General features: G+C 70.9%; 18 protein-coding genes. 6 read left to right on the top strand and 12 right to left on the bottom strand.

Translation table 11 applies throughout. The features are described from left to right. Nucleotides 1-4: 4 nt before the first annotated feature. The 5 genes from GVL05_RS14595 to GVL05_RS14575 form a co-directional block, all read right to left on the bottom strand. Nucleotides 5-445 carry an NUDIX hydrolase gene (locus tag GVL05_RS14595; RefSeq protein ID WP_123294468.1) on the bottom strand — a complete coding sequence of 147 codons (441 nt, stop codon included), beginning with the start codon at nt 443-445 and terminating at the stop codon, nt 5-7. Between the two features lie 78 nt (nt 446-523). After that, nucleotides 524-1,114, bottom strand: coding sequence for a TetR/AcrR family transcriptional regulator (locus tag GVL05_RS14590; protein ID WP_133938042.1), 591 nt, complete (start codon nt 1,112-1,114; stop codon nt 524-526). A gap of 148 nt (nt 1,115-1,262) precedes the next feature. Further along, nucleotides 1,263-2,585, bottom strand: a complete 1,323-nt coding sequence (locus GVL05_RS14585; protein WP_159573577.1) for a carboxylesterase family protein — start codon at nt 2,583-2,585, stop codon at nt 1,263-1,265. A gap of 10 nt (nt 2,586-2,595) precedes the next feature. Continuing rightward, a complete protein-coding gene (locus GVL05_RS14580) occupies nt 2,596-3,828 on the bottom strand; it encodes an MFS transporter (RefSeq protein WP_159573576.1) in 1,233 nt (410 codons plus the stop codon). A gap of 4 nt (nt 3,829-3,832) precedes the next feature. Next, nucleotides 3,833-5,131: an MFS transporter gene (locus tag GVL05_RS14575; RefSeq protein ID WP_159573575.1), complete on the bottom strand. Its 1,299-nt coding sequence runs from the start codon at nt 5,129-5,131 to the stop codon at nt 3,833-3,835. A 255-nt stretch (nt 5,132-5,386) separates the two neighbouring features. Here GVL05_RS14575 and GVL05_RS14570 point away from each other — a divergent pair, with 255 nt between their 5' ends. Together GVL05_RS14570 and GVL05_RS14565 are read left to right on the top strand one after the other, a co-directional pair. Continuing rightward, nucleotides 5,387-6,187, top strand: coding sequence for a sugar phosphate isomerase/epimerase (locus tag GVL05_RS14570; protein WP_200849236.1), 801 nt, complete (start codon nt 5,387-5,389; stop codon nt 6,185-6,187). Continuing rightward, nucleotides 6,184-7,299: a Gfo/Idh/MocA family protein gene (locus GVL05_RS14565; RefSeq protein WP_235035996.1), complete on the top strand. Its 1,116-nt coding sequence runs from the start codon at nt 6,184-6,186 to the stop codon at nt 7,297-7,299. Before GVL05_RS14570 ends, GVL05_RS14565 begins: the two co-directional genes overlap by 4 nt. Before the next feature lie 143 nt (nt 7,300-7,442). On the opposite strand, the gene GVL05_RS14560 is transcribed toward GVL05_RS14565, so the two are convergent. The 6 genes from GVL05_RS14560 to GVL05_RS14535 form a co-directional block, all read right to left on the bottom strand. Beyond that, complete coding sequence (locus tag GVL05_RS14560; RefSeq protein WP_131844991.1) at nt 7,443-8,057, bottom strand: TetR/AcrR family transcriptional regulator; 615 nt, start codon at nt 8,055-8,057, stop codon at nt 7,443-7,445. A gap of 151 nt (nt 8,058-8,208) precedes the next feature. Next, the gene (locus GVL05_RS14555) at nt 8,209-8,745 is read right to left on the bottom strand and encodes a MarR family winged helix-turn-helix transcriptional regulator (RefSeq protein WP_123292878.1); all 537 of its coding nucleotides are present in this window, start codon (nt 8,743-8,745) and stop codon (nt 8,209-8,211) included. Between the two features lie 18 nt (nt 8,746-8,763). Beyond that, nucleotides 8,764-8,946, bottom strand: a complete 183-nt coding sequence (locus GVL05_RS14550) for a hypothetical protein (protein ID WP_123292879.1) — start codon at nt 8,944-8,946, stop codon at nt 8,764-8,766. 563 nt (nt 8,947-9,509) lie between these two features. Then, a complete protein-coding gene (locus tag GVL05_RS14545) occupies nt 9,510-10,109 on the bottom strand; it encodes a hypothetical protein (RefSeq protein WP_159573573.1) in 600 nt (199 codons plus the stop codon). 1 nt (nt 10,110) lies between these two features. Next, complete coding sequence (locus GVL05_RS14540; protein WP_159573572.1) at nt 10,111-12,144, bottom strand: primary-amine oxidase; 2,034 nt, start codon at nt 12,142-12,144, stop codon at nt 10,111-10,113. Nucleotides 12,145-12,224: 80 nt separating this feature from the next. Beyond that, nucleotides 12,225-13,718, bottom strand: a complete 1,494-nt coding sequence (locus GVL05_RS14535; RefSeq protein WP_159573571.1) for an APC family permease — start codon at nt 13,716-13,718, stop codon at nt 12,225-12,227. 219 nt (nt 13,719-13,937) lie between these two features. Between GVL05_RS14535 and GVL05_RS14530 the strand changes: the two genes are divergently transcribed. Together GVL05_RS14530 and GVL05_RS14525 are read left to right on the top strand one after the other, a co-directional pair. Next, the gene (locus GVL05_RS14530) at nt 13,938-15,455 is read left to right on the top strand and encodes an APC family permease (RefSeq protein ID WP_159573570.1); all 1,518 of its coding nucleotides are present in this window, start codon (nt 13,938-13,940) and stop codon (nt 15,453-15,455) included. After that, complete coding sequence (locus GVL05_RS14525) at nt 15,452-16,102, top strand: helix-turn-helix domain-containing protein (protein ID WP_235035995.1); 651 nt, start codon at nt 15,452-15,454, stop codon at nt 16,100-16,102. Before GVL05_RS14530 ends, GVL05_RS14525 begins: the two co-directional genes overlap by 4 nt. 57 nt (nt 16,103-16,159) lie before the next feature. Here GVL05_RS14525 and GVL05_RS14520 read toward each other — a convergent pair whose 3' ends face one another. Next, nucleotides 16,160-16,366 carry a hypothetical protein gene (locus tag GVL05_RS14520; RefSeq protein WP_123937172.1) on the bottom strand — a complete coding sequence of 69 codons (207 nt, stop codon included), beginning with the start codon at nt 16,364-16,366 and terminating at the stop codon, nt 16,160-16,162. Between the two features lie 170 nt (nt 16,367-16,536). Between GVL05_RS14520 and GVL05_RS14515 the strand changes: the two genes are divergently transcribed. Continuing rightward, complete coding sequence (locus GVL05_RS14515; RefSeq protein WP_111028791.1) at nt 16,537-16,908, top strand: DUF6355 family natural product biosynthesis protein; 372 nt, start codon at nt 16,537-16,539, stop codon at nt 16,906-16,908. Between the two features lie 10 nt (nt 16,909-16,918). Continuing rightward, the gene (locus tag GVL05_RS14510) at nt 16,919-17,239 is read left to right on the top strand and encodes a DUF6355 family natural product biosynthesis protein (protein ID WP_123937171.1); all 321 of its coding nucleotides are present in this window, start codon (nt 16,919-16,921) and stop codon (nt 17,237-17,239) included. The last annotated feature ends 60 nt before the right edge of the window (nt 17,240-17,299 follow it).

Below are 17,299 nucleotides of genomic sequence, written 5' to 3'. Positions count from 1 at the left end.
GGGGTCAGCGGGTGAGCGCGCCCGCCCACGCCAGTGCGACGGGTACGAGCAACCCGTGCCGGTGGTGCGGGAGCTCGGCGATGGGCAGCCAGCGCGACTCGTCGGTCGACCCGTCGATCTCGTCGCGCAGCGTGCCGCCGACGACCGTCGCGCGGAACACGACCTGCACGGCCTTCATCGGGCGACCGTTGGCGTGGATCCGGCGCTCCGCGGGGACGACGTGGTGCCGGACGCCGAGCAGGGCGCCGACCTCGGACTCGTACCCGGTCTCCTCGCGGACCTCGCGCACGACGGCCTGCTCGACGGTCTCGTCGAACTCGACGCCACCGCCCGGCAACGTCCACGTGCCGGCTTCGGGGAAGCGCAGCTTCGCCAGGAGCACCCGGTCACCGTCCGTGATCACGCCGTACGCGGCGAGCCGGGTGTCGTAGTCGGTGTACTCCATGGGCCGACCATGCCAGGTGGGCGAGCCGACGCACGCAAGCCGCGCCGTGCCTCCCGTCCGTGCTCCCGCTCGGAGTCCTCAGGCGTCGACGCGCGCTGCTGCCCAGCCGACCCGCATCCGGGCGACGGCGCGGTCGAAGCCGCTCAGCGGCTCGGCGTCGTCGCGGACCATCGCCTGCAGCTGCAGCCCCTCGAACAGTGCCATGAGCTGCTCGGCGGCGTGCCGGGGCGAGGCGCCCCGTGGCTCGCGGGCAGCGACGACGTCACGGACCAACGCGAGGGTGAGGTCCTCGAACGCCCGGGTGTACTGGGTGCGGAACCACCCGGCTGCGGGGTGGCCGGGGTTCGACGCGGCGCTGAGCACGGCGATCCGGAGCCGGACGAGGGCCGGGTCCGTGATGCCGGCCTCGAGCCGGGCACGCAGGTACGCGACGGCACCGTCCCGTTCGGCGACGGGCCACAGCGCGAGTCGGCTGCCGTTGTTCCACCGGTCGATGACGGCGACGACGAGGAGTTCCCACATCGGGAACGCTCTGCTGACCTCGGCGACCGGCACCTCGGCGTGCTCGGCGACCTCGTCCGGTCCGACCCGGTGGAAGTCCGTCGCGCGGTACGCCGCGATCGCACCGGACACGATGCGTGCACGGAGATCGGCGTCGGGCGTGGGCATGCTGACGATTGTCCGGTCCCGGGGGCGACCACGCGACCGCCAGTTCAGGGGGCGCGAAGACGGCCAGTGCCGATCGAAGGTCAGTGCCAGTCGAACGTCAGTGCCGGTCGAAGGTCAGTGCCGATCGAAGGTCCGTGCCGATCGAACGTCAGGGCCGGTCGAAGGTCAGCGTCTCGTCGTCCGGGGCGGTGACGGCGCCGGTCCGGGCGAACTCGGCCCAGATCGCACGGAAGGCCCGGCCGCGCCGCTCGACCTCGGGCCAGTCGCGCTCGGGGACGAAGCGGGTGCCGGCCCAGGCCTCGCGGCCGCCGAGCAACAGCGGCAGGTCGCTCATGTGGACGGCGCCGGTCGGCGCGGTCGTCACGCCACGGAGGAGCCGGTAGGACGTCGCTCGCCCGCCGGCTCGGCGGTGCCGCGCGGTGAGGCGTCGGACGTCGCGGCCGTAGATGACGTCGGAGAGCGGACGGACCACCCACCAGCGGAGCGCCGGGCGCAGGATCCGTGACCGAGCGACCCGCGACAGACCGCGGACCAACGGCACGTACATGCCGGTCTCGTCCGTCGCGGAACCGATCAGGACGTCGACGTCGGGAGCGACTCGGCTCCAGGCGTCGTCGAGGTCGCGTTCGACGGGCAACGGGGCGAACCCGTACTGGGTGCCGAACGGCATCCCGCCCGCGAGTCCGTACGGCGCGGCCGCCCGGGTGCCGAGGGCCTGCCGCTCGAGCAGGTCGTCGAGCGGGGTGTCGGCGTGCACGGCACCGACGGCCCGGATCATCGCGCGGTTCATCCGGGAACGACCGCGCGACAGCCCGAGCGGTGCGCTCTGGATGATCGCCCGGCGGAACAGCCCGGCCGCGCCGTCGCTGATCATCAGGTGGGCTGCTGCGTCGCCGCCGGCGGACTGCCCGAACACCGTGACCAGTTCGGGGTCGCCACCGAACGTGGCGATGTTCGCCTGCACCCAGCGGAGCGACTCGAGCAGGTCGAGCAGTCCGAGGTTCGCCGGGATCGACGCCCCGTCGCCCAGGAACCCGAGGACCCCGAGCCGGAAGGTCACCGACACCACGATCACGCGCTGCTCGGTCACGAGGTCGCGGGCGTCGTAGATCGGCAGGTCGCCGCCGCCGATGACGTACGAGCCGCCGTGGATCCAGACCATCACGGGCAGGCGCTCGTCGGGCGTCACGTCGGCGGGCAGCGTGATCGACAGGCGCTGGCAGTGCTCGTCGACGGTGATGTCCTCGACCTCGCCGAGCAGCTGGTCGACGAACTGCGCGTGCGGCTGCGGCGCCACGGGGGACGGCGTCGACGCGTGCAGTTCGCTCGCGAAGGGCGGCATCGGCTCCGGCGGCGCGAACCGGTCGGCCCGCGCGTAGGGGATCCCGAGCACGCGGACGACGTCGCCGTCCACCGTCCCGACGATGCGACCGGCCGGGGTGTCGAACGGGGCAGGCGTCGCGTCGAGCATGGGCTCCACGCTACCGAGGGTCGCTGACCCGCTCGTGGGTCGGTTCGGCGACCGGACGCAGCGACCCGGATGCGGCGAAGGCGGCCACGAAGAGCACGGCGATCAACCAGAGTGCGCTGAGCGCGCCGACCTGCTCGGCGATCGCGCCGATGACGGGCGGGCCGGCGAAGTTCGCGAAGTACCCGATCGACGCGACGACGCTGACCCGGGCAGCCGGGTTCGGGCCGCTCTGCGCCGCTGCCGACATGCCGAGCGGGAACCCCATCGAGACGCCGACCGCCCAGAGGACCACGCCGATGAGCGTGAGCCACCAGGTCGTGCCGACGATGAACAGGACGGCGCCGAGGATGCCGAGCGCGGTCGTCCAGCGGACCGTCCGGACCCGTCCGAGTCGATCGACGACGGGGCCGGCGAAGACGCGCGTCGCGGCCTCGGAGACCGCGAACACGGTGAAGAAGAGGGCCCCGATCGTCGCCGTCTGGCCGTGTCCGTCGGTGGCCGCCAGGGCGAGCCAGTTGTTCGCCGACCCCTCGCCGAGTTCGACGCCCAGCATCACGACGCCGATCAGCAGCAGGCGGACGTCCGCCCAGCCGCGCGCCCACTGCCGCAGGCGCTGCCGCGGGGTGAGCGTCGTGTCGTGTTCCTCGGCGCGCGTGCCGTCCGGGATCGCACGCATGGCGATCACGCCGACCACCAGGATGACGACGGCCTCACCGATCAACTGGGCCGAGGGGGTGATGCCCAGCCATGCGCAGAGGGCGGCGATCCCGGCGCCGAGGGCCGCGCCTCCCGACCAGGCGGCGTGCATCAACGGGAGCAGCGTGCGACCGGCGAGCGCCTCGATCGCCGTGCCCTCGACGTTCGCCATGACGTCGAGCGCGCCGATCCCGGCACCGGCGACGACGAACCCGACGCTCGCGAGCGGCACGGAGTGCAGCGCAGCGGCGATGCCGATGAGTGCCAGTGCGGCGGGGACCAGGACGGCGACCGCCGTCAGGGCGCGTCGGCCGCCCAGGCGCCGGAGCAGCGGGGCGGCACTGAGCAGCCCGCCGATCGAGCCGATGGTGACCCCGCCGAGCATGAGGCCGATGGTGCCGACGTCGACACCGAGTTCGACGCGGAGCTCCGGGAGCCTGGGACCCCAGCCGGCCAGGCTGATCCCGCCGATGGCGAACGCGACGATGATCGCGTTCCGCCACCCGGCGAGCTGGCTGCGGTCCACGTCGACCCCGGAGGTGTGCATCCGGCTATCGAACCCGCTTGATGGGGATCACCACAAGGGCACCGACGATGGCGATCGCGCCGGCGGCCCAGCACATGAGCGTGTAGTTGTCGGCGGCGTCGCCCGACCCGATCTTCAGGAAGAACAGTGCGACGGCCGGAGCGAGCGACTGCGGCAGCGCGTTGGCGATGTTGATGACCCCGAGGTCCTTGCCGGGCCGGTCGGCGTTCGGCAGCACGTCGACGACGAGCGCCGTGTCGATGGCCGAGTAGATGCCGTACGCGAAGCCCATGATGACCTCGGCCACGTAGAAGCCGTTCACGGTGTCGGCGTGCGCGAGCACGACCAGGCCGACGGCGAACATCGCCGTCGAACCGCCGACGAAGACCTTGCGCCGGCCGATCTTGTCGGACGCCCAGCCGGACAGCGCCGCGCTGACCAGGAGCGCGATCGTGTAGAGCAGCACACCGAAGGCGACGGCCGCGGTGGCCTCCTTCGCGTCCTCGATGCCGAGGTGCTTCTCCATGTAGAGCAGGCGGTAGGTCGTGAACATGAAGGTGGCGAAGATGATCAGGAAGCGTGACCACCAGGCGAACGCGAAGTCCGGGTTCTTGATCGGGTTCGTCCAGAACGAGGCGATGAGGTTCAGGAACGTGAACTTCTTCAGCTTGTACGTCGGCAGGTCGTCACGGGCGACCACGGCGTACACCGCGACGAGGATGATCGCCAGGATGCCGGGTGCGATGAACAGCACGGGCAGGTTCGCGACGAAGAACACCGACAGGTAGGTGCCGGCGAGCACGGCGATGTTCTGCGCGAGGGCGATGATGCTCGACGAACGGCCGCGCTGCAGCTGGGGCACGTTGTCGGCGAAGCTCGCGAGCAGGGTGGCCAGCGTCGCGTTGGCGGCGAGCTGGGCGAGGAGCCAGGCCAGCGTCAGGTTCAGGACGTCGGGCGAGTAGGCGATCCAGGCGAGGGCGATCGCGAAGACGACGACACCGCTCAGCAGCCAGGGCCGACGACGACCCCAACGGGTGCGGGTGCGGTCGGACAGCGCGCCGGCGAGGGGGTTCATGATGAGCGCACCGAACGCGCCGATCGGCAGCACCGAGCCGATGACGTTCGCCGCGTCGTCGCCGACCAGGGCCTGCGCCTTCAGCTGCATGCTGACGTAGACCGGTGCCATGAGTGCGACGAAGAGGCCGAACTGCCCGAGGAACAGGGCGATCTGGTAGCCGATGCCCACCTTCACGGTGCTGATCGGCTGGGTGATGCCCTCTTCGGGGTGCAACAGTGCCGGGCTGCCGGGTTCGGGTGTGCTCATGACGCCTCCTCGAGTCGATACTGGTGGCCAAAACCGTCCTGTGCACGGTTTTGACTGGCTGAGCATACATCGACAGGTGTCGCTCATGTACCGACGTGCGACACGGGGGGACGCAAAAACTACACACCGGGTGGTTTTTGGGGTAGCGTCGTCATCGATCTCGCCGTGGAGCATCGCTCCTCGACGGACTGCGACACCCGGTGCTTCGACACCTGGTCGCCGCGACACCCAGACAGGACCGAAGGAGCCTCTGCAATGCCCACCACTTCTGTGCAGCTGTACTCGCTGCGAGACGCCATCGCCGAAGACCTCGACAAGGCCATCGCCCGCGTCGCCGAGATCGGGTACGAGAACGTCGAGCCCTACGCGTTCGTCGAGCGCGCCACGGACCTCGAGCGTGCCTTCGCCGCGACCGGCCTCAAGGCGCCGTCCGGCCACGTCGCCGTGATCGACACCGAGGACACCGCGCCGATCTGGGACGCCGCCGAGCGCCTCGGCATCCAGACGGTCATCGACCCGTTCATCCCGACCGACCGCTGGCAGACCGCCGACGACGTCGCGAAGATCGCCGAGCGCGTCAACGTCCTGACCGCTGAGGCAGCCTCGCGCGGCCTGCAGTTCGGCTACCACAACCACCAGTGGGAGTTCACGAACAAGGTCGACGGCCGCACGGTCTACGACCACTTCGTCGAGCAGATCAGCCCGGAGACGGTGCTCGAGCTCGACACCTTCTGGGCCACCGTCGGTGGCGCCGACGCCCCCGCCGTCCTGAAGGCACTCGGCGACCGCGTCGTCGCCATCCACGTCAAGGACGGCAAGGTCGACGGTGACATCCTCACCGCACTGCCCTCGTCCGAGAGCGCGCTCGTCGTGCCCGAGGCGCTGCAGCGTGCGTTCGAGAACCAGACCCCCGCGGGCCAGGGCGACGTGAACGTGGCGGGCATCCTCGCCGCGGCGCCGCAGGCCATCCGCGTCGTCGAGTTCGACGCCTACTCCGGCGACGTCTTCCAGGGCATCACCGAGTCCCTCGCATGGCTGAAGGACAACGACAAGTGAGCCGCATCGGAGTCGGCATCATCGGTGCGGGGAACATCTCGGACCAGTACCTGACGAACCTGACCCAGTTCGCCGACGTCGAGGTCCTGATGGTCGCCGACCTCATCCTCGAGCGCGCCGCGTCCCAGGCCGAGAAGTACGGCGTGCCCGCGTCCGGCACGGTCGAGGAGCTCCTCGCCCGCGACGACATCCAGATCGTGGTGAACATCACGATCCCCGCCGAGCACGCCAAGGTCGGCCAGCAGATCATCGCTGCCGGCAAGCACACCTGGAGCGAGAAGCCGGTCGCGACGAACGCCTCGGACGCGCAGGAGCTGCTCGCAGCCGCTGCCGCCGCCGGTGTCCGCTACGCCTGCGCCCCCGACACCGTCCTCGGTGCCGGCATCCAGACCGCCATCCGCGCCATCGCCCGTGGCGACATCGGCACGCCGCTCACCGCGACGACGATGTTCCACGTGCCCGGACCGGACCAGTGGCACCCGGACCCCGAGTTCCTGTACGCCCAGGGCGCCGGTCCGCTGTTCGACATCGGCCCGTACTACGTCACGACGCTCCTGCACGCCTTCGGCGCCGCCTCGCGCGTGCAGGCCGTGTCGTCGAAGTCCCGCGAGACGCGCGTGATCGGTTCCGGCCCCCGCGCCGGCACCGAGTTCGCCGTCGAGGTGCCCACGCACCACGCAGCGCTCATCTCGTTCGAGGGCGGCCAGTCGGCCCAGACGACCCTGTCGTTCCAGCACGCACTGCCCCGCAACGGCTTCGTCGAGATCAACGGCTCCGAGGGCACCATCGTGCTGCCGGACCCGAACGTCTTCGACGGTGACAGCACGCTGTGGACGCTCGGCAAGGACGAGCCGACCACGCTGACGCACAAGGGCTCCACCTGGGGCCGTGGCACGGGTGTCGTCGAGCTGGCCCGCGCGATCGCCGAGGGCCGCCCGGAGCGCGCCTCCGGTGCCGTCGCGTCGCACGCACTGGATGTCATGCTCGGCATCCGCGACGCCGCCGAGTCGGGTCAGTCCGTCGAGATCACCTCGTCGATCGACCCGATCCAGCCGCTTCCCGAGGACTTCGACCCCGCCGCCGCGATCCTCGCCGAGGCCGCGAACGCGTAGTCACGTCGTGCGTCGCGCACCGCGCCGCACCTGGTGAGCAGAAATGGTCGGGTCCCGAACGGGGACCCGACCATTTCTGCTCACGAAGCGCACCCGCGCCCGCGCCCGCGCCGCGAAGCGCACCACGCGCGCACGCGCCGCGCTCACTCCGGCGGCGCGGGCACGATCTGCTCGAGCAACCGCAGCACCTTCTCGCCGTCGACGGCCTCGGGGTCGAGCAACCACTGCACCTGCAGCCCGTCGGACGCCGCGATGCTCAGCGAAGCGAGGTCGACCGGGTCCAGGTCGCCGCGGATCCGTCCCGCCGCCTGGTCCGCCGCGATCAACGCGGCCAGGTCGGCCCGGAGCCGCGTGAACCGCTCCCGCATGAAGTCACGGGTCGCCGGGTGCCCCTCCTGCACGGCGTCGGCCGCGAGCGTCGTGTAGAGCTGCACCAGGCCCGGCACCGCACGGTTGCGCGAGGCACTGTCGCGCATGTCCCCGATCGCCGACTTCAACCGGTCGGGCGCCCCCTGCTCGCGCACCTCGTGCTCGCGGTAGACGGCGAGCAGCAGTTCGTCACGGCTGGGGAAGTAGTGGCGGAGCGCCGCGTGGGTGATCCCGAGGGCCTCGGCCACGGACCGCAACGACGATGCGTCGACGCCCTGTTCCGCGACCATGCGGATCATCTCGTCGAGGATCTGGGTCCGGCGCTCGGCTCCCTTGCGGTACCCGCCGCGTCGCGGCGGGGCCGCGTCGTCGTCGGCGGGGTGCGTCATGCACCCAACTTACCGCTGGAAGGTTTTTCCGCCACCGTCTGGAGGCCCGCAGCGATCCGGTACCGTGCCTCCCGTCGACGGGTGGTCGCGTCGACCGCCTCGGTCGCGTCGGTCCGGTCGCGTCGGCCCGGCTCGCTTCAGCCCGGGCTCGTCAGTCCTGGTCGTCGACGGTGTACTCGTCGACCGGTGCCGGCTCACCGTCGGCGAGCGCGTCGACGATCCTGGTCAGCGACTCCGCGAGGACGGCGTTGTCGGCGTCGGACAGGTGGTCGAGGACCCCGACCACGGCCTCGTGGAAGCGGGCGTACGAGGCATCGATCTTCTCGGCGGCGAGGTCGGTGGGTTCGAGGACCTGCGCACGACGGTCGGTGGGGTGCGCGGTGCGGACGAGGAGTTCCTTGTCGACGAGCGCGTCCACGAGCTTCGTGACCGAGGCGTTCGACACGGTGAGCATGACGGCGAGGTCCTTGGGGCCCATGGTGCGGCCGTCGCGGTGGGCCTGGAGCATGTACCGGATCGCCAGGGACTCGTTCTTGCTCAGCCCGCTCTCGATGCGTGCGGACTCGATCTGCTGCTCTTCGGCGTGCTGGAGGCGCAGCAGGGCGTCGACGGCGGTCTTCGCGGCCTCGGATCGGGGCTCGTGGGCGTAGAGGTGGACGTGCTCTCGACGGACGACGGTCAACGGCATGTGATCATGCGCTCCTTGCTACGCGGCGGGGACGGTGAAGAAGTCGGCGTACGCCGGCTCGGCGCGCCCGGCGAGGAGCGACGGGTCCTCGATGCGGCGCTCGACGTAGGCGTCGATGACGGCCGGGTCGGTCAGACCGATGCGGGTGTGGCTGCCACCGATCCGTGCCGCCCGAGGCATCCCGGAGTACGTGCTGTGCATGTCTGATCCCGCCCTTCTGCGGCCGTTCGTCCCCTGCGGACGCTCGAACTCTTTCACGACGTGAACGTTTTTCGCAACGAACGATTCGCAAACTGTACGTTTCGCGCGCCGAACCGTTCGCTTCGCACATCAGCGCGCGGCGGGGGCCTGCGGTCGAAGACCCTCAGATACGCTGCACATCAGATGCCACTCTCGCCGGGGAGTGCATCCGGGCAAAGTTGAAGCCCACCACCGCAGCAACGGTGGTGGGCTTCGATCAGCTCTCCGAGTGGAAAGCCAGGGAAACAAGTCTTCCCGAGCTGAGCGCTCGGGAGCAAGTGTACGCGGGCACGCTCGCGTACGCATCCCTGGCTCTCCGCTCTTTCGTGTCGGCCGGCTGACACCGAGAGGAGGACTCGATGTCGAAGGACAACGAGTCCGACCGCAGGCGTCAGGTTCCGTGGTTGGGGATCGCGAGCTTGCTCGTGACCGTGGCGCGGTTCTTGTACGACCTGGGGCGGAAGGGCTAGGTGCTCGAGGCATCCCGCGGCGGTTCCATCGTCGCGGGATGCCTTCCGGAGCCGTCAGACCATCGCTGCGGCCATCACCGCCACCGCGATCCCCATGGCGAGCGTCTCGACGACGGGGAGCGCGCGGGTCCGACGCCGGATGCCGTCCCGCACCATGTGGGCGGTGAGCAGCAGGTAGCCGGTGGTCAGGCCGCCGAGGACGACCTGCCACGTCACGGCGACTGCGCCGCCGTGTCCGTGCACGCCGACACCCGTCATGCCGGTCATGCCGGAGTCGTGCGCCATGCCGACGCCCAGCGCGCCCATCACCAGCAGACCGAGCGCCGCGTGCAGTCGCCCGAACCGACCGTGCGCCGACGCGACCCGGACCGCCGGAGCCGACCCGGGCCTCCCGACCGAACCGGACGCACCAGACGCGCCGGACGCACTCTGCACCCGGTGCACCGCGGCGACCACGACGGCCAGCAGCGCGAGCACCACGAACCAGAGCACCCCGGGCAGCACGCGCGGCCCGAAGGCCCCGTCCACCATCGCGGCCACCATCACCACTGCCGCCACCACGTCGACCGCACGGCCGGGGCGCCACGCCCCGACCGTGCAGCAGGCTCCGGCGGACGCCGGCACGATCGCGGCGAGCCCGAGCAGGTCGGTCACGTCAGTGTCCGTGCCCGTGGTCGTGGGCGGCGACGTCATGCGCCGCCTCGACGCCACCGGACGCGTGGTGCGAGCAGTGCGACGCCGCGGTCGCGCCGATGGCCGCCGGCACGTTCAACGCCGGGTTCCGCGGGAAGAACCCGTACGGCTTGAGCGTGAACTTGGCGTAGTCGACCGGCATGACGGGCCAGTCCTCGGGTCGCGGGAAGTGCGTCGGGCCGAAGGTGTGCCAGAGCACGATGTCCTCGCCTTCGAGCGACCGGTCCCCCTCGACGTACCGGGCCACCCCGTCGCCGCCGGGGTTCTGGTGCACGAAGTCGCCGGCGGCGAAGCGCTCCGCCGGGTCGTACTGCGTGACGTAGAGGTGCTTGCGGGCGAACTCGGCACGGGCGGCGACGGACGACGAGTCGTCGGCGAGCAGCACCGGGGCGTCCTGCGGGTACAGCACGTAGCCGGTGGGGCGGTCGAGGTGGTTGCGCTCCTCGGTGTTCGAGACGAACCACGTGCGTGCCTTGGACGCGTCGGCGAGACGGCCGGACGACGACTCCGACGCGATCCGGGTCACCGACTTCGTGAACGCGTTGCCGTGCTCGTTGCCCGGCCCGACCGGCACCCGCACGGCGTCGACCTCGTCCACGGCGTTCGACAGCCCGTCGACCATCATGTCGAGCCGCGCCGAGAACAGGTGCTGGTGGTACGGGGCACCGAGGCCGGGGGCGACCTCGGAGGCGTAGGGGTAGTCATCGCCGGACTCCGAACGGCCCGGGTACGAGCTGGTGAAGAGCACGCCGGTGAGCTTCGCCTCGCACTCGATCGTGCCGTCCAGGTAGAGGTACCAGTAGAAGCCGTAGTCGTAGTTGCCGACGGTGGTGAAGAACGAGATCACCAGGCGGCGGGACCGACGGACCTCCTGCGAGCCGGTGTAGATGTCGCCGTGCTTCCAGAGCGTGCCGAAGTCCTCCTCGTGCATGCAGATGCCGTTGCGGATGGTCTGCGGGTTGCCGAGCTCGTCGGCCAGGACGGCGTCGAAGTACTGGATCTCGCCGACGCAGTCGCAGCCGAGCTCGAGCGAGTTCGTGAACCGACCGAACAGGTACTCGCCGGTGTCGAAGTAGTTCTGCCAGAACCGCACCGGAGACGGGTCGCCGTACGGCACGAGCATCTCGTCGATCGACGCCCGGTACACGATCGGGCGCAGCCGCTCGCCGTCCTGCCACGAGAGCTGGCGGAGCACGAGTCCCTCGCGGGCGTCGAAGCCGACCTGGAACCGCCAGTTCGCCCACTCGACGAACTCGCCGTCGACGCGGAACGACGGCCCCTCGGGCTGGGTGATGATGATCGGCTTGAGGTCGAGCGGTTCGCCCTGCATCGCGGGGTCGTCGAAGTTGCCCGAGGTGGTCGGTACGGGCATGTCCGCCACGTCCACGATCCGCGTGACGGCCCGGTTCGCCGCGTCGACGTACGCCGACAGGCCGTCGACGGGGTGCGCCCACACGTGGTCGGCCGGGTGGTCCTGCTTGAAGGCGAGCACGCGCAGGATGCGCCGACCGACCTCTTCCGGGTAGTCGTAGTACCCGGCGGACAGCGGCACGCACTTGACCTCGTCGGCGGACAGGCCGCGCTTCGCCAGGGCAGCGACCCAGCGCTCGTCCGCGTTCGCGATCTCGCCGACGGCGTCGAACTCCTCGATCAGGACGGGCAGCTGGCCGCGGGACCCGTCGAGCACGTCGGTCCGCAGCACCGTGCCGGTGGTGATCGACACGACGCGGTCGGTGGAGCGCCCGGTCGCCATGTCGAGCAGCATCACGCGTGCCGTGCGGTCCGGCAGGGGGCCGTCGCCGGCCTGCCATGCCAGGACCTCCTGCTTGTGCGGCTCCTCGAGGCCGACGTAGGCGAAGCGGGTGGTGTCGGTCCAGTCCGGCTGCGCGGTGACGAGGTCGCGGACGGCGGTGAACTCGTCGGGCGTCAGGCTGCCGAGCGGGTGCGCGGTGGTGGCTGCGTCGGTGGTCACGGTGGTCGGGTCGGTGATCGTCATGTGCGTGGTGCTCCTTGCGCGTTGCGTCGTGCGTGGGGTCAGGTCGGTTCGGCCGGGAGGCGCGTGGTGCGCCCGGCGGGTCAGCTCTCGGTGGCGAGGCGGTCGAGCATCTGCTCGTAGCGGCTCCGACTGCGGCGTCGCAGCACCACCGCCTGCACGACGCCGATGACGGGGACGACCACGACCAGGCCGGTGAGCACGATGCTCACGACGCCGAAGACGCTCGCGCCCGAGGCGTCCACGTCGCCGACGAGCGTCGGGAAGTTCACCCAGATCAGGACGGCAGCGGCGACGAGCCCGAGGAACCCGAGGACGGGCGCGACGATGGTGTTCCAGACCCGCCGGTCACCGGGGTTTCGGCGGAAGTACACGATGACGGCGAGGCTCGTCGCGGCCATCAGGATCGCGACGCCCAGGGTGGCGACGCCGGCGAACCAGCTGAACACCTGCAGCACCGGGTCGAGGCCGAGCACCGCGAACAGCACCATGAGCACGGCGGCGGTGACGGTCTGCACCAGGCTCGAGGTGTGCGGCGACGCGTGCTTCCGGTGCACGTCGCCGAGCTGGCCGGGCAGCAGCGACGCGTTCGCCATCGAGTGCTGGTACCGGGTGATGACGTTGTGGAACGACAGGACGCAGGCGAACATGCTCGTCAGCAGCAGCACGTTGAGCACGGCTTCCCCGGCGCTGCCGATGTACTGCGCGGCGGTGGTGAGGATGAGCGATCCGGGGTCCTTCGCGACCTCGGCGAGGATGCCGTCGGGGCCCCACGCCATCACGAGCCCCCACGACGCGAGCGTGTAGAAGACGCCGATGCCGATCACGGCCGTGTACGTCGCACGGGGGATGGTCCGCTCCGGGTCCTTCGCCTCGTCGCGGAAGATCGCGGTGGCCTCGAACCCGATGAACGCGGCGATGGCGAACATCAGCCCGACGCCGGGCGACCCGGACATGATCTGGGTCGGCTCGAACGGTGCGAGGGACAGGCCGTCGGCCCCGCCGCGGAACACGATCGCGGCGACCAGGACGAGCACGATGCCGACCTCGCCGACGAGCATCACGCCGAGCACCTTGCTCGACAGGTCGATGTGCCGGTAGCCGAGCATCCCGACCAGGGCAACGACGACCAGGGACCAGACGTACCAGGGGATGTCCGGTCCACCGAGACCCGTGACGGTGACGCCGAGCAGGTACCCGATGTAGCCGTGCACGCTGACCTGGATGGTCGTGTACGTCAGGAGCGCCAGCGTGGCGGCTCCCGCGCCGGCCGGACGACCGAGGCCGTGCCCGACGAACGTGAAGAACGCGCCGGGCCGCGGCACGTGCCGGGTCATCGCCGCCAGGCCCACCGAGAAGAGCAGCAGCACGACGGCCGACGCGGCGTACAGCGACGGGAACCCGACGCCGTTGCCGAGCAGCATGCCGAGCGGGGCGGCGCCGCCGACGACGGTGAGCGGGGCGGCGGCCGCGACGACCATGAACACGATCGCGGTGACGCCGAGCGAGCCGCGCATGGTCCGCTGCGGCGCGGGTGCGGCTCCGAGTGACGCGGGGTCCTTCGTGATGCTGGACATCGTGGCCTTCCGGGTGGGTGGAACGGGGTGAGTGGGGATCGCAGGTCGTGGTGCTGGGTGTGACCACGGTCCCGTGCCGCCGTTGCGGTGCCGTTCCACCGGCGTGAAGCCCTGTCGCCGGCGAATGGGACGTGCTCGTCGATGGCGTCTCATTTGCGTGAGACGCGGCCGAAACACCACCGAGACACGGGCGCAACGGCGCAGCCCTACGGTTGCCGCATGACCGCGCTCGACCGAGCCATCGCCGACCCGCCACGGGTGCCCGGCGTCGGCACGCGCTCCCCCGTCGACGGGTTGTCGCGGCGGAGCATCGGCCCGGTCGACGTGCTCGCGCAGTCGGTGTCCGCCGTGGCACCGTCCGCTGCCGCGACCACGATCCCGGTCCTCGTCGCGACGGTCGCCGGCCAGGGTGCCACGTGGTCGCTGCTGGCCGCGATGGCGCTGTCGTTCCTGGTCGGGCGGACGGTGAACCAGTTCGTCCGACGCGTCGCCGGCACCGGGTCGCTCTACACCTACGTCTCGCTCGGGCTCGGCCCGGTCGCCGGGGTCGTCGCGGGCGCAGCACTCCTGCTCGGGTACGGCTTCATCGCGATGTTCTCGCTCACCGGCAGCGGCTACTACCTCGACTACCTGCTGTCCCGCTTCGTTCCGGCCGCCGGCGACGACGCCCTGGTCACGATCGTCGTCGTGCTGGTGATGGGCGCGGCCGTCTTCGCGGTGATCGCGCTCGGGGTCCGGTTGTCGACCCGGCTGACCCTGCTCGTGGAGTCGCTGTCGGTCGCGGTCATCGTGGTCCTGATCGTCGCGCTGGTCGCGCGCCTGCACCCGGCAGACGCCTCCGCCGTCGCCCTCGGGCCGACGCAGCCGGCGTCGTTCGCGGTCGGCACCGCCCTCGCCGTGACCGCGTTCGTCGGGTTCGAGAGCGCGTCGGTGCTCGGTGTGGAGGCCCGGCGCCCGTTCCAGGCGATCCCCCGCGCGATCTCGTGGACCGTCCTGGTCGCCGGCGTCCTCTACGTGGTCAGCGCTGCGGCCCAGCAGATGGGGTTCGCCGCCGTGGGCGCCGACCTCGCGTCGAGCGCCTCGCCCGTGAACGAGCTGGCGAACGCCTTCGGCATGCAGTGGATCGGGTGGGCGCTCGACCTCGGGATCGCGGCGTCGTTCGCGGCGTGCGCGATCGCCTCGACCACGGCGCTCGTGCGGGTCCTGTTCGCGATGGGCCGCGAGGGAGTCCTGCCCCGGGTGCTCGGTCGGGCGTCGCCGCGCTTCCGGACCCCGTTCGTGGCCGGCGCGGTCGCGTGCGGCGTGCTCACGGTGCTGCCGGTCCTCGGCCTGGCGAGCGGGATCCCGACGTGGACGCTGATGGAGGCGGAGCTCGTCGTCGCCGCCCTCGGGTACATCGCCGCGTACGCCCTGACGTGCTTCGCGGCCCCAGTGTTCCTGCGGCGCATCGGCGAGCTGACGACGGGGGTCGCGGTCGTCGCCGTCACGACCGGGGTCCTGCTGACCGCCGTCCTGCTCACCTACCTCGGGGTCGAGGCCGCGTCGTCCCGTTGGCCGGCCGTCGCCCTCGCCGTCGGGACGGTCGCCGCGGTGGTGGTCGCGTTCCTGGTGGCCACGCGTCGGCGACCCTGGCGGCGGGGTCGGAGCCGCGCCGTGTACGACGTGCCGGTCGAGGCGGACCTGCTGGGGGCCTCCCGTCCGTCCGCCGGAACCGGCCACCAGGCGGAGGTGCGGTGAGCGAACCCGGACTCCGCGCGCGGCAGCCGAAGGCGATCCAGAACGCCCTCGCGGTGCTGGAGGCCGCCGCGCACGCGGGACCGGGCGTCACCGCCCAGCAGATCTCGGAGGCCCTCGGGATGCCGCGGGCCACCACGTACCGGCTCATCACGCTGCTCGTCGAGGACGAGTACCTCGTCCGGTTGCCGGACCTGCGCGGCTTCGCCCTCGGCCACAAGGTCGCCGACCTGGCCGGGGTGTCGCCGGCACCGGCACTCGCACCGCTGCCCCGGGCCGTGCGGTCGGTGCTCGCCGACGTCCGCTCCGCCGTCCGGGCGGGCGTGCACCTGGCGCGCTACGACGCCGCCGGAGTGCGCGACATCGACGTCGACCCGGACTTCCCGCTGCTCGACGAAGCCGCGCTGCGGGCGACGCCCGGGTCGAGTGCGATGGGGCGGCTGCACGCCGAAGGGGGCCTCGGCCCGGTGCACCAGGTCGGCGCGTTCACGGCGGGGTTCGGGTGCCTGGCGCTCCCGGTCCGCGGCGAGCGCGGCGAACTCGTGGCGGGGCTGACCCTGTCGGCGCCGGCGGCCCGGGTGTCGTCGCCGGGGGACGCACTGGTGCACCTGCGTCGGGCGGTGACGCGGCTCGAGCCGCTGCTCGGGTGAGGCGTGGTCACACGTCCGATGCCGCTGCGGCCCGGCGCGGGCCGCAGTGCACGGTACTCAGCGCCCGGATCCGCGTCGACGCAAGGCGACGACACCGGCCCAGACCGTGCAGCCGGCGAACCCGAGAACGAGCACGGACACGACCGGGATCGCGAACGCGTCTCCGATCGACTGCTGTCCGCGGAGCCACACGACGACGAGGAGCAGTACCAAACACCCTGCGGCGATGATCGTCGCGACATTGCCAGCTGATCGTGAGCCCATGTCCACCTCATTCCGTTGCGATACCCACCGCATGCACACCAGGCGGGCTTGCGTGATGATTCTTCAGGAGTAAGTTCGTTGTCGTTCCGAATTCCACGAACGGAATTCGGGGCACGATGCACAATTCGTTGCGCGGACAGCCTACCGCAGTCCCGCAGAGGGGAGAAAGAATGCATCTGCATCAGAAAATCCGGAAGGCAGCACTGGGGAGTGCGGCCGCCGCACTCGCACTCGGCGGAGTCGTCGGTGTGAGTACCGTCACCGCAGCGCCGGCGAGCGCGATGGTCTGCGGGTACAGCGAAGAGATCGAGGACTACGACTCGACCTTCGCGATCAACGTGCCGGTGGTGGGGTCGATATCGCCGTTCAGTGGACAGCGCCAGGTCGCGCATTACGGCAATTGCGGCAGCGGCAATGTGAAGATCAAGGTGACGATGAAGGGCGGGAGCAAGAACTACTGCGTCCAGCCCGGCGATGTCCGACTGGGATTCACCGAGAACGACAAGCAGATCTCAGGGGCCAGCAAGGTCGGAAGCTGTTAGGGGGAGAGCGATGAAGCTCTGGACGAAGATCGGTGGCACGGCACTCGCCGCCACCATGATGCTCGGCGGGTCGCTGGCAGTGGCCGGTCCCGCGAACGCCGCGTCACCGTGCGGGTTCTACCCGATCACGACGGGGAACATCGGCGGCGGGGACGACGGACACTACGAGAAGGGCACCTACAACAACTGCAAGTCGGACCCGGTCCAGATCACCGTCAAGTACACGTACACGTCGAAGAGCCTGTGCTTGTCTGCCGGCGAGACGACGTTGTTCGCCAATCCGGACTACGGAGCCCTGACCGGTGCCTCGTGGACCGGCAAGTACTGCTGATCGTGATCTGAGCACACCGGAGCCCCTGCCCGCCATCGGGTGGGGGCTCCGGTGCGGGGG

This window comes from Curtobacterium sp. 18060, assembly GCF_902706105.1.
Classification (GTDB): domain Bacteria; phylum Actinomycetota; class Actinomycetes; order Actinomycetales; family Microbacteriaceae; genus Curtobacterium.
The sequence above is the reverse complement of the archived record's forward strand: the minus strand, read 5'-3'. Positions and strand labels throughout refer to the sequence as shown.

Coding starts and splice junctions, on each gene's coding strand:
- GVL05_RS14580 (WP_159573576.1), bottom strand. CDS start 3,828: ATGCACACCTCCGGGGTCGACGTGGACCGCAGCCAGCTCGCCGGGTGG.
- GVL05_RS14585 (WP_159573577.1), bottom strand. CDS start 2,585: ATGCTCGACGCGACGCCTGCCCCGTTCGACACCCCGGCCGGTCGCATC.
- GVL05_RS14595 (WP_123294468.1), bottom strand. CDS start 445: ATGGAGTACACCGACTACGACACCCGGCTCGCCGCGTACGGCGTGATC.
- GVL05_RS14555 (WP_123292878.1), bottom strand. CDS start 8,745: ATGCCGTTGACCGTCGTCCGTCGAGAGCACGTCCACCTCTACGCCCAC.
- GVL05_RS14540 (WP_159573572.1), bottom strand. CDS start 12,144: ATGACGATCACCGACCCGACCACCGTGACCACCGACGCAGCCACCACC.
- GVL05_RS14550 (WP_123292879.1), bottom strand. CDS start 8,946: ATGCACAGCACGTACTCCGGGATGCCTCGGGCGGCACGGATCGGTGGC.
- GVL05_RS14515 (WP_111028791.1), top strand. CDS start 16,537: ATGCATCTGCATCAGAAAATCCGGAAGGCAGCACTGGGGAGTGCGGCC.
- GVL05_RS14520 (WP_123937172.1), bottom strand. CDS start 16,366: ATGGGCTCACGATCAGCTGGCAATGTCGCGACGATCATCGCCGCAGGG.
- GVL05_RS14530 (WP_159573570.1), top strand. CDS start 13,938: ATGACCGCGCTCGACCGAGCCATCGCCGACCCGCCACGGGTGCCCGGC.
- GVL05_RS14560 (WP_131844991.1), bottom strand. CDS start 8,057: ATGACGCACCCCGCCGACGACGACGCGGCCCCGCCGCGACGCGGCGGG.
- GVL05_RS14590 (WP_133938042.1), bottom strand. CDS start 1,114: ATGCCCACGCCCGACGCCGATCTCCGTGCACGCATCGTGTCCGGTGCG.
- GVL05_RS14575 (WP_159573575.1), bottom strand. CDS start 5,131: ATGAGCACACCCGAACCCGGCAGCCCGGCACTGTTGCACCCCGAAGAG.
- GVL05_RS14535 (WP_159573571.1), bottom strand. CDS start 13,718: ATGTCCAGCATCACGAAGGACCCCGCGTCACTCGGAGCCGCACCCGCG.
- GVL05_RS14510 (WP_123937171.1), top strand. CDS start 16,919: ATGAAGCTCTGGACGAAGATCGGTGGCACGGCACTCGCCGCCACCATG.
- GVL05_RS14570 (WP_200849236.1), top strand. CDS start 5,387: ATGCCCACCACTTCTGTGCAGCTGTACTCGCTGCGAGACGCCATCGCC.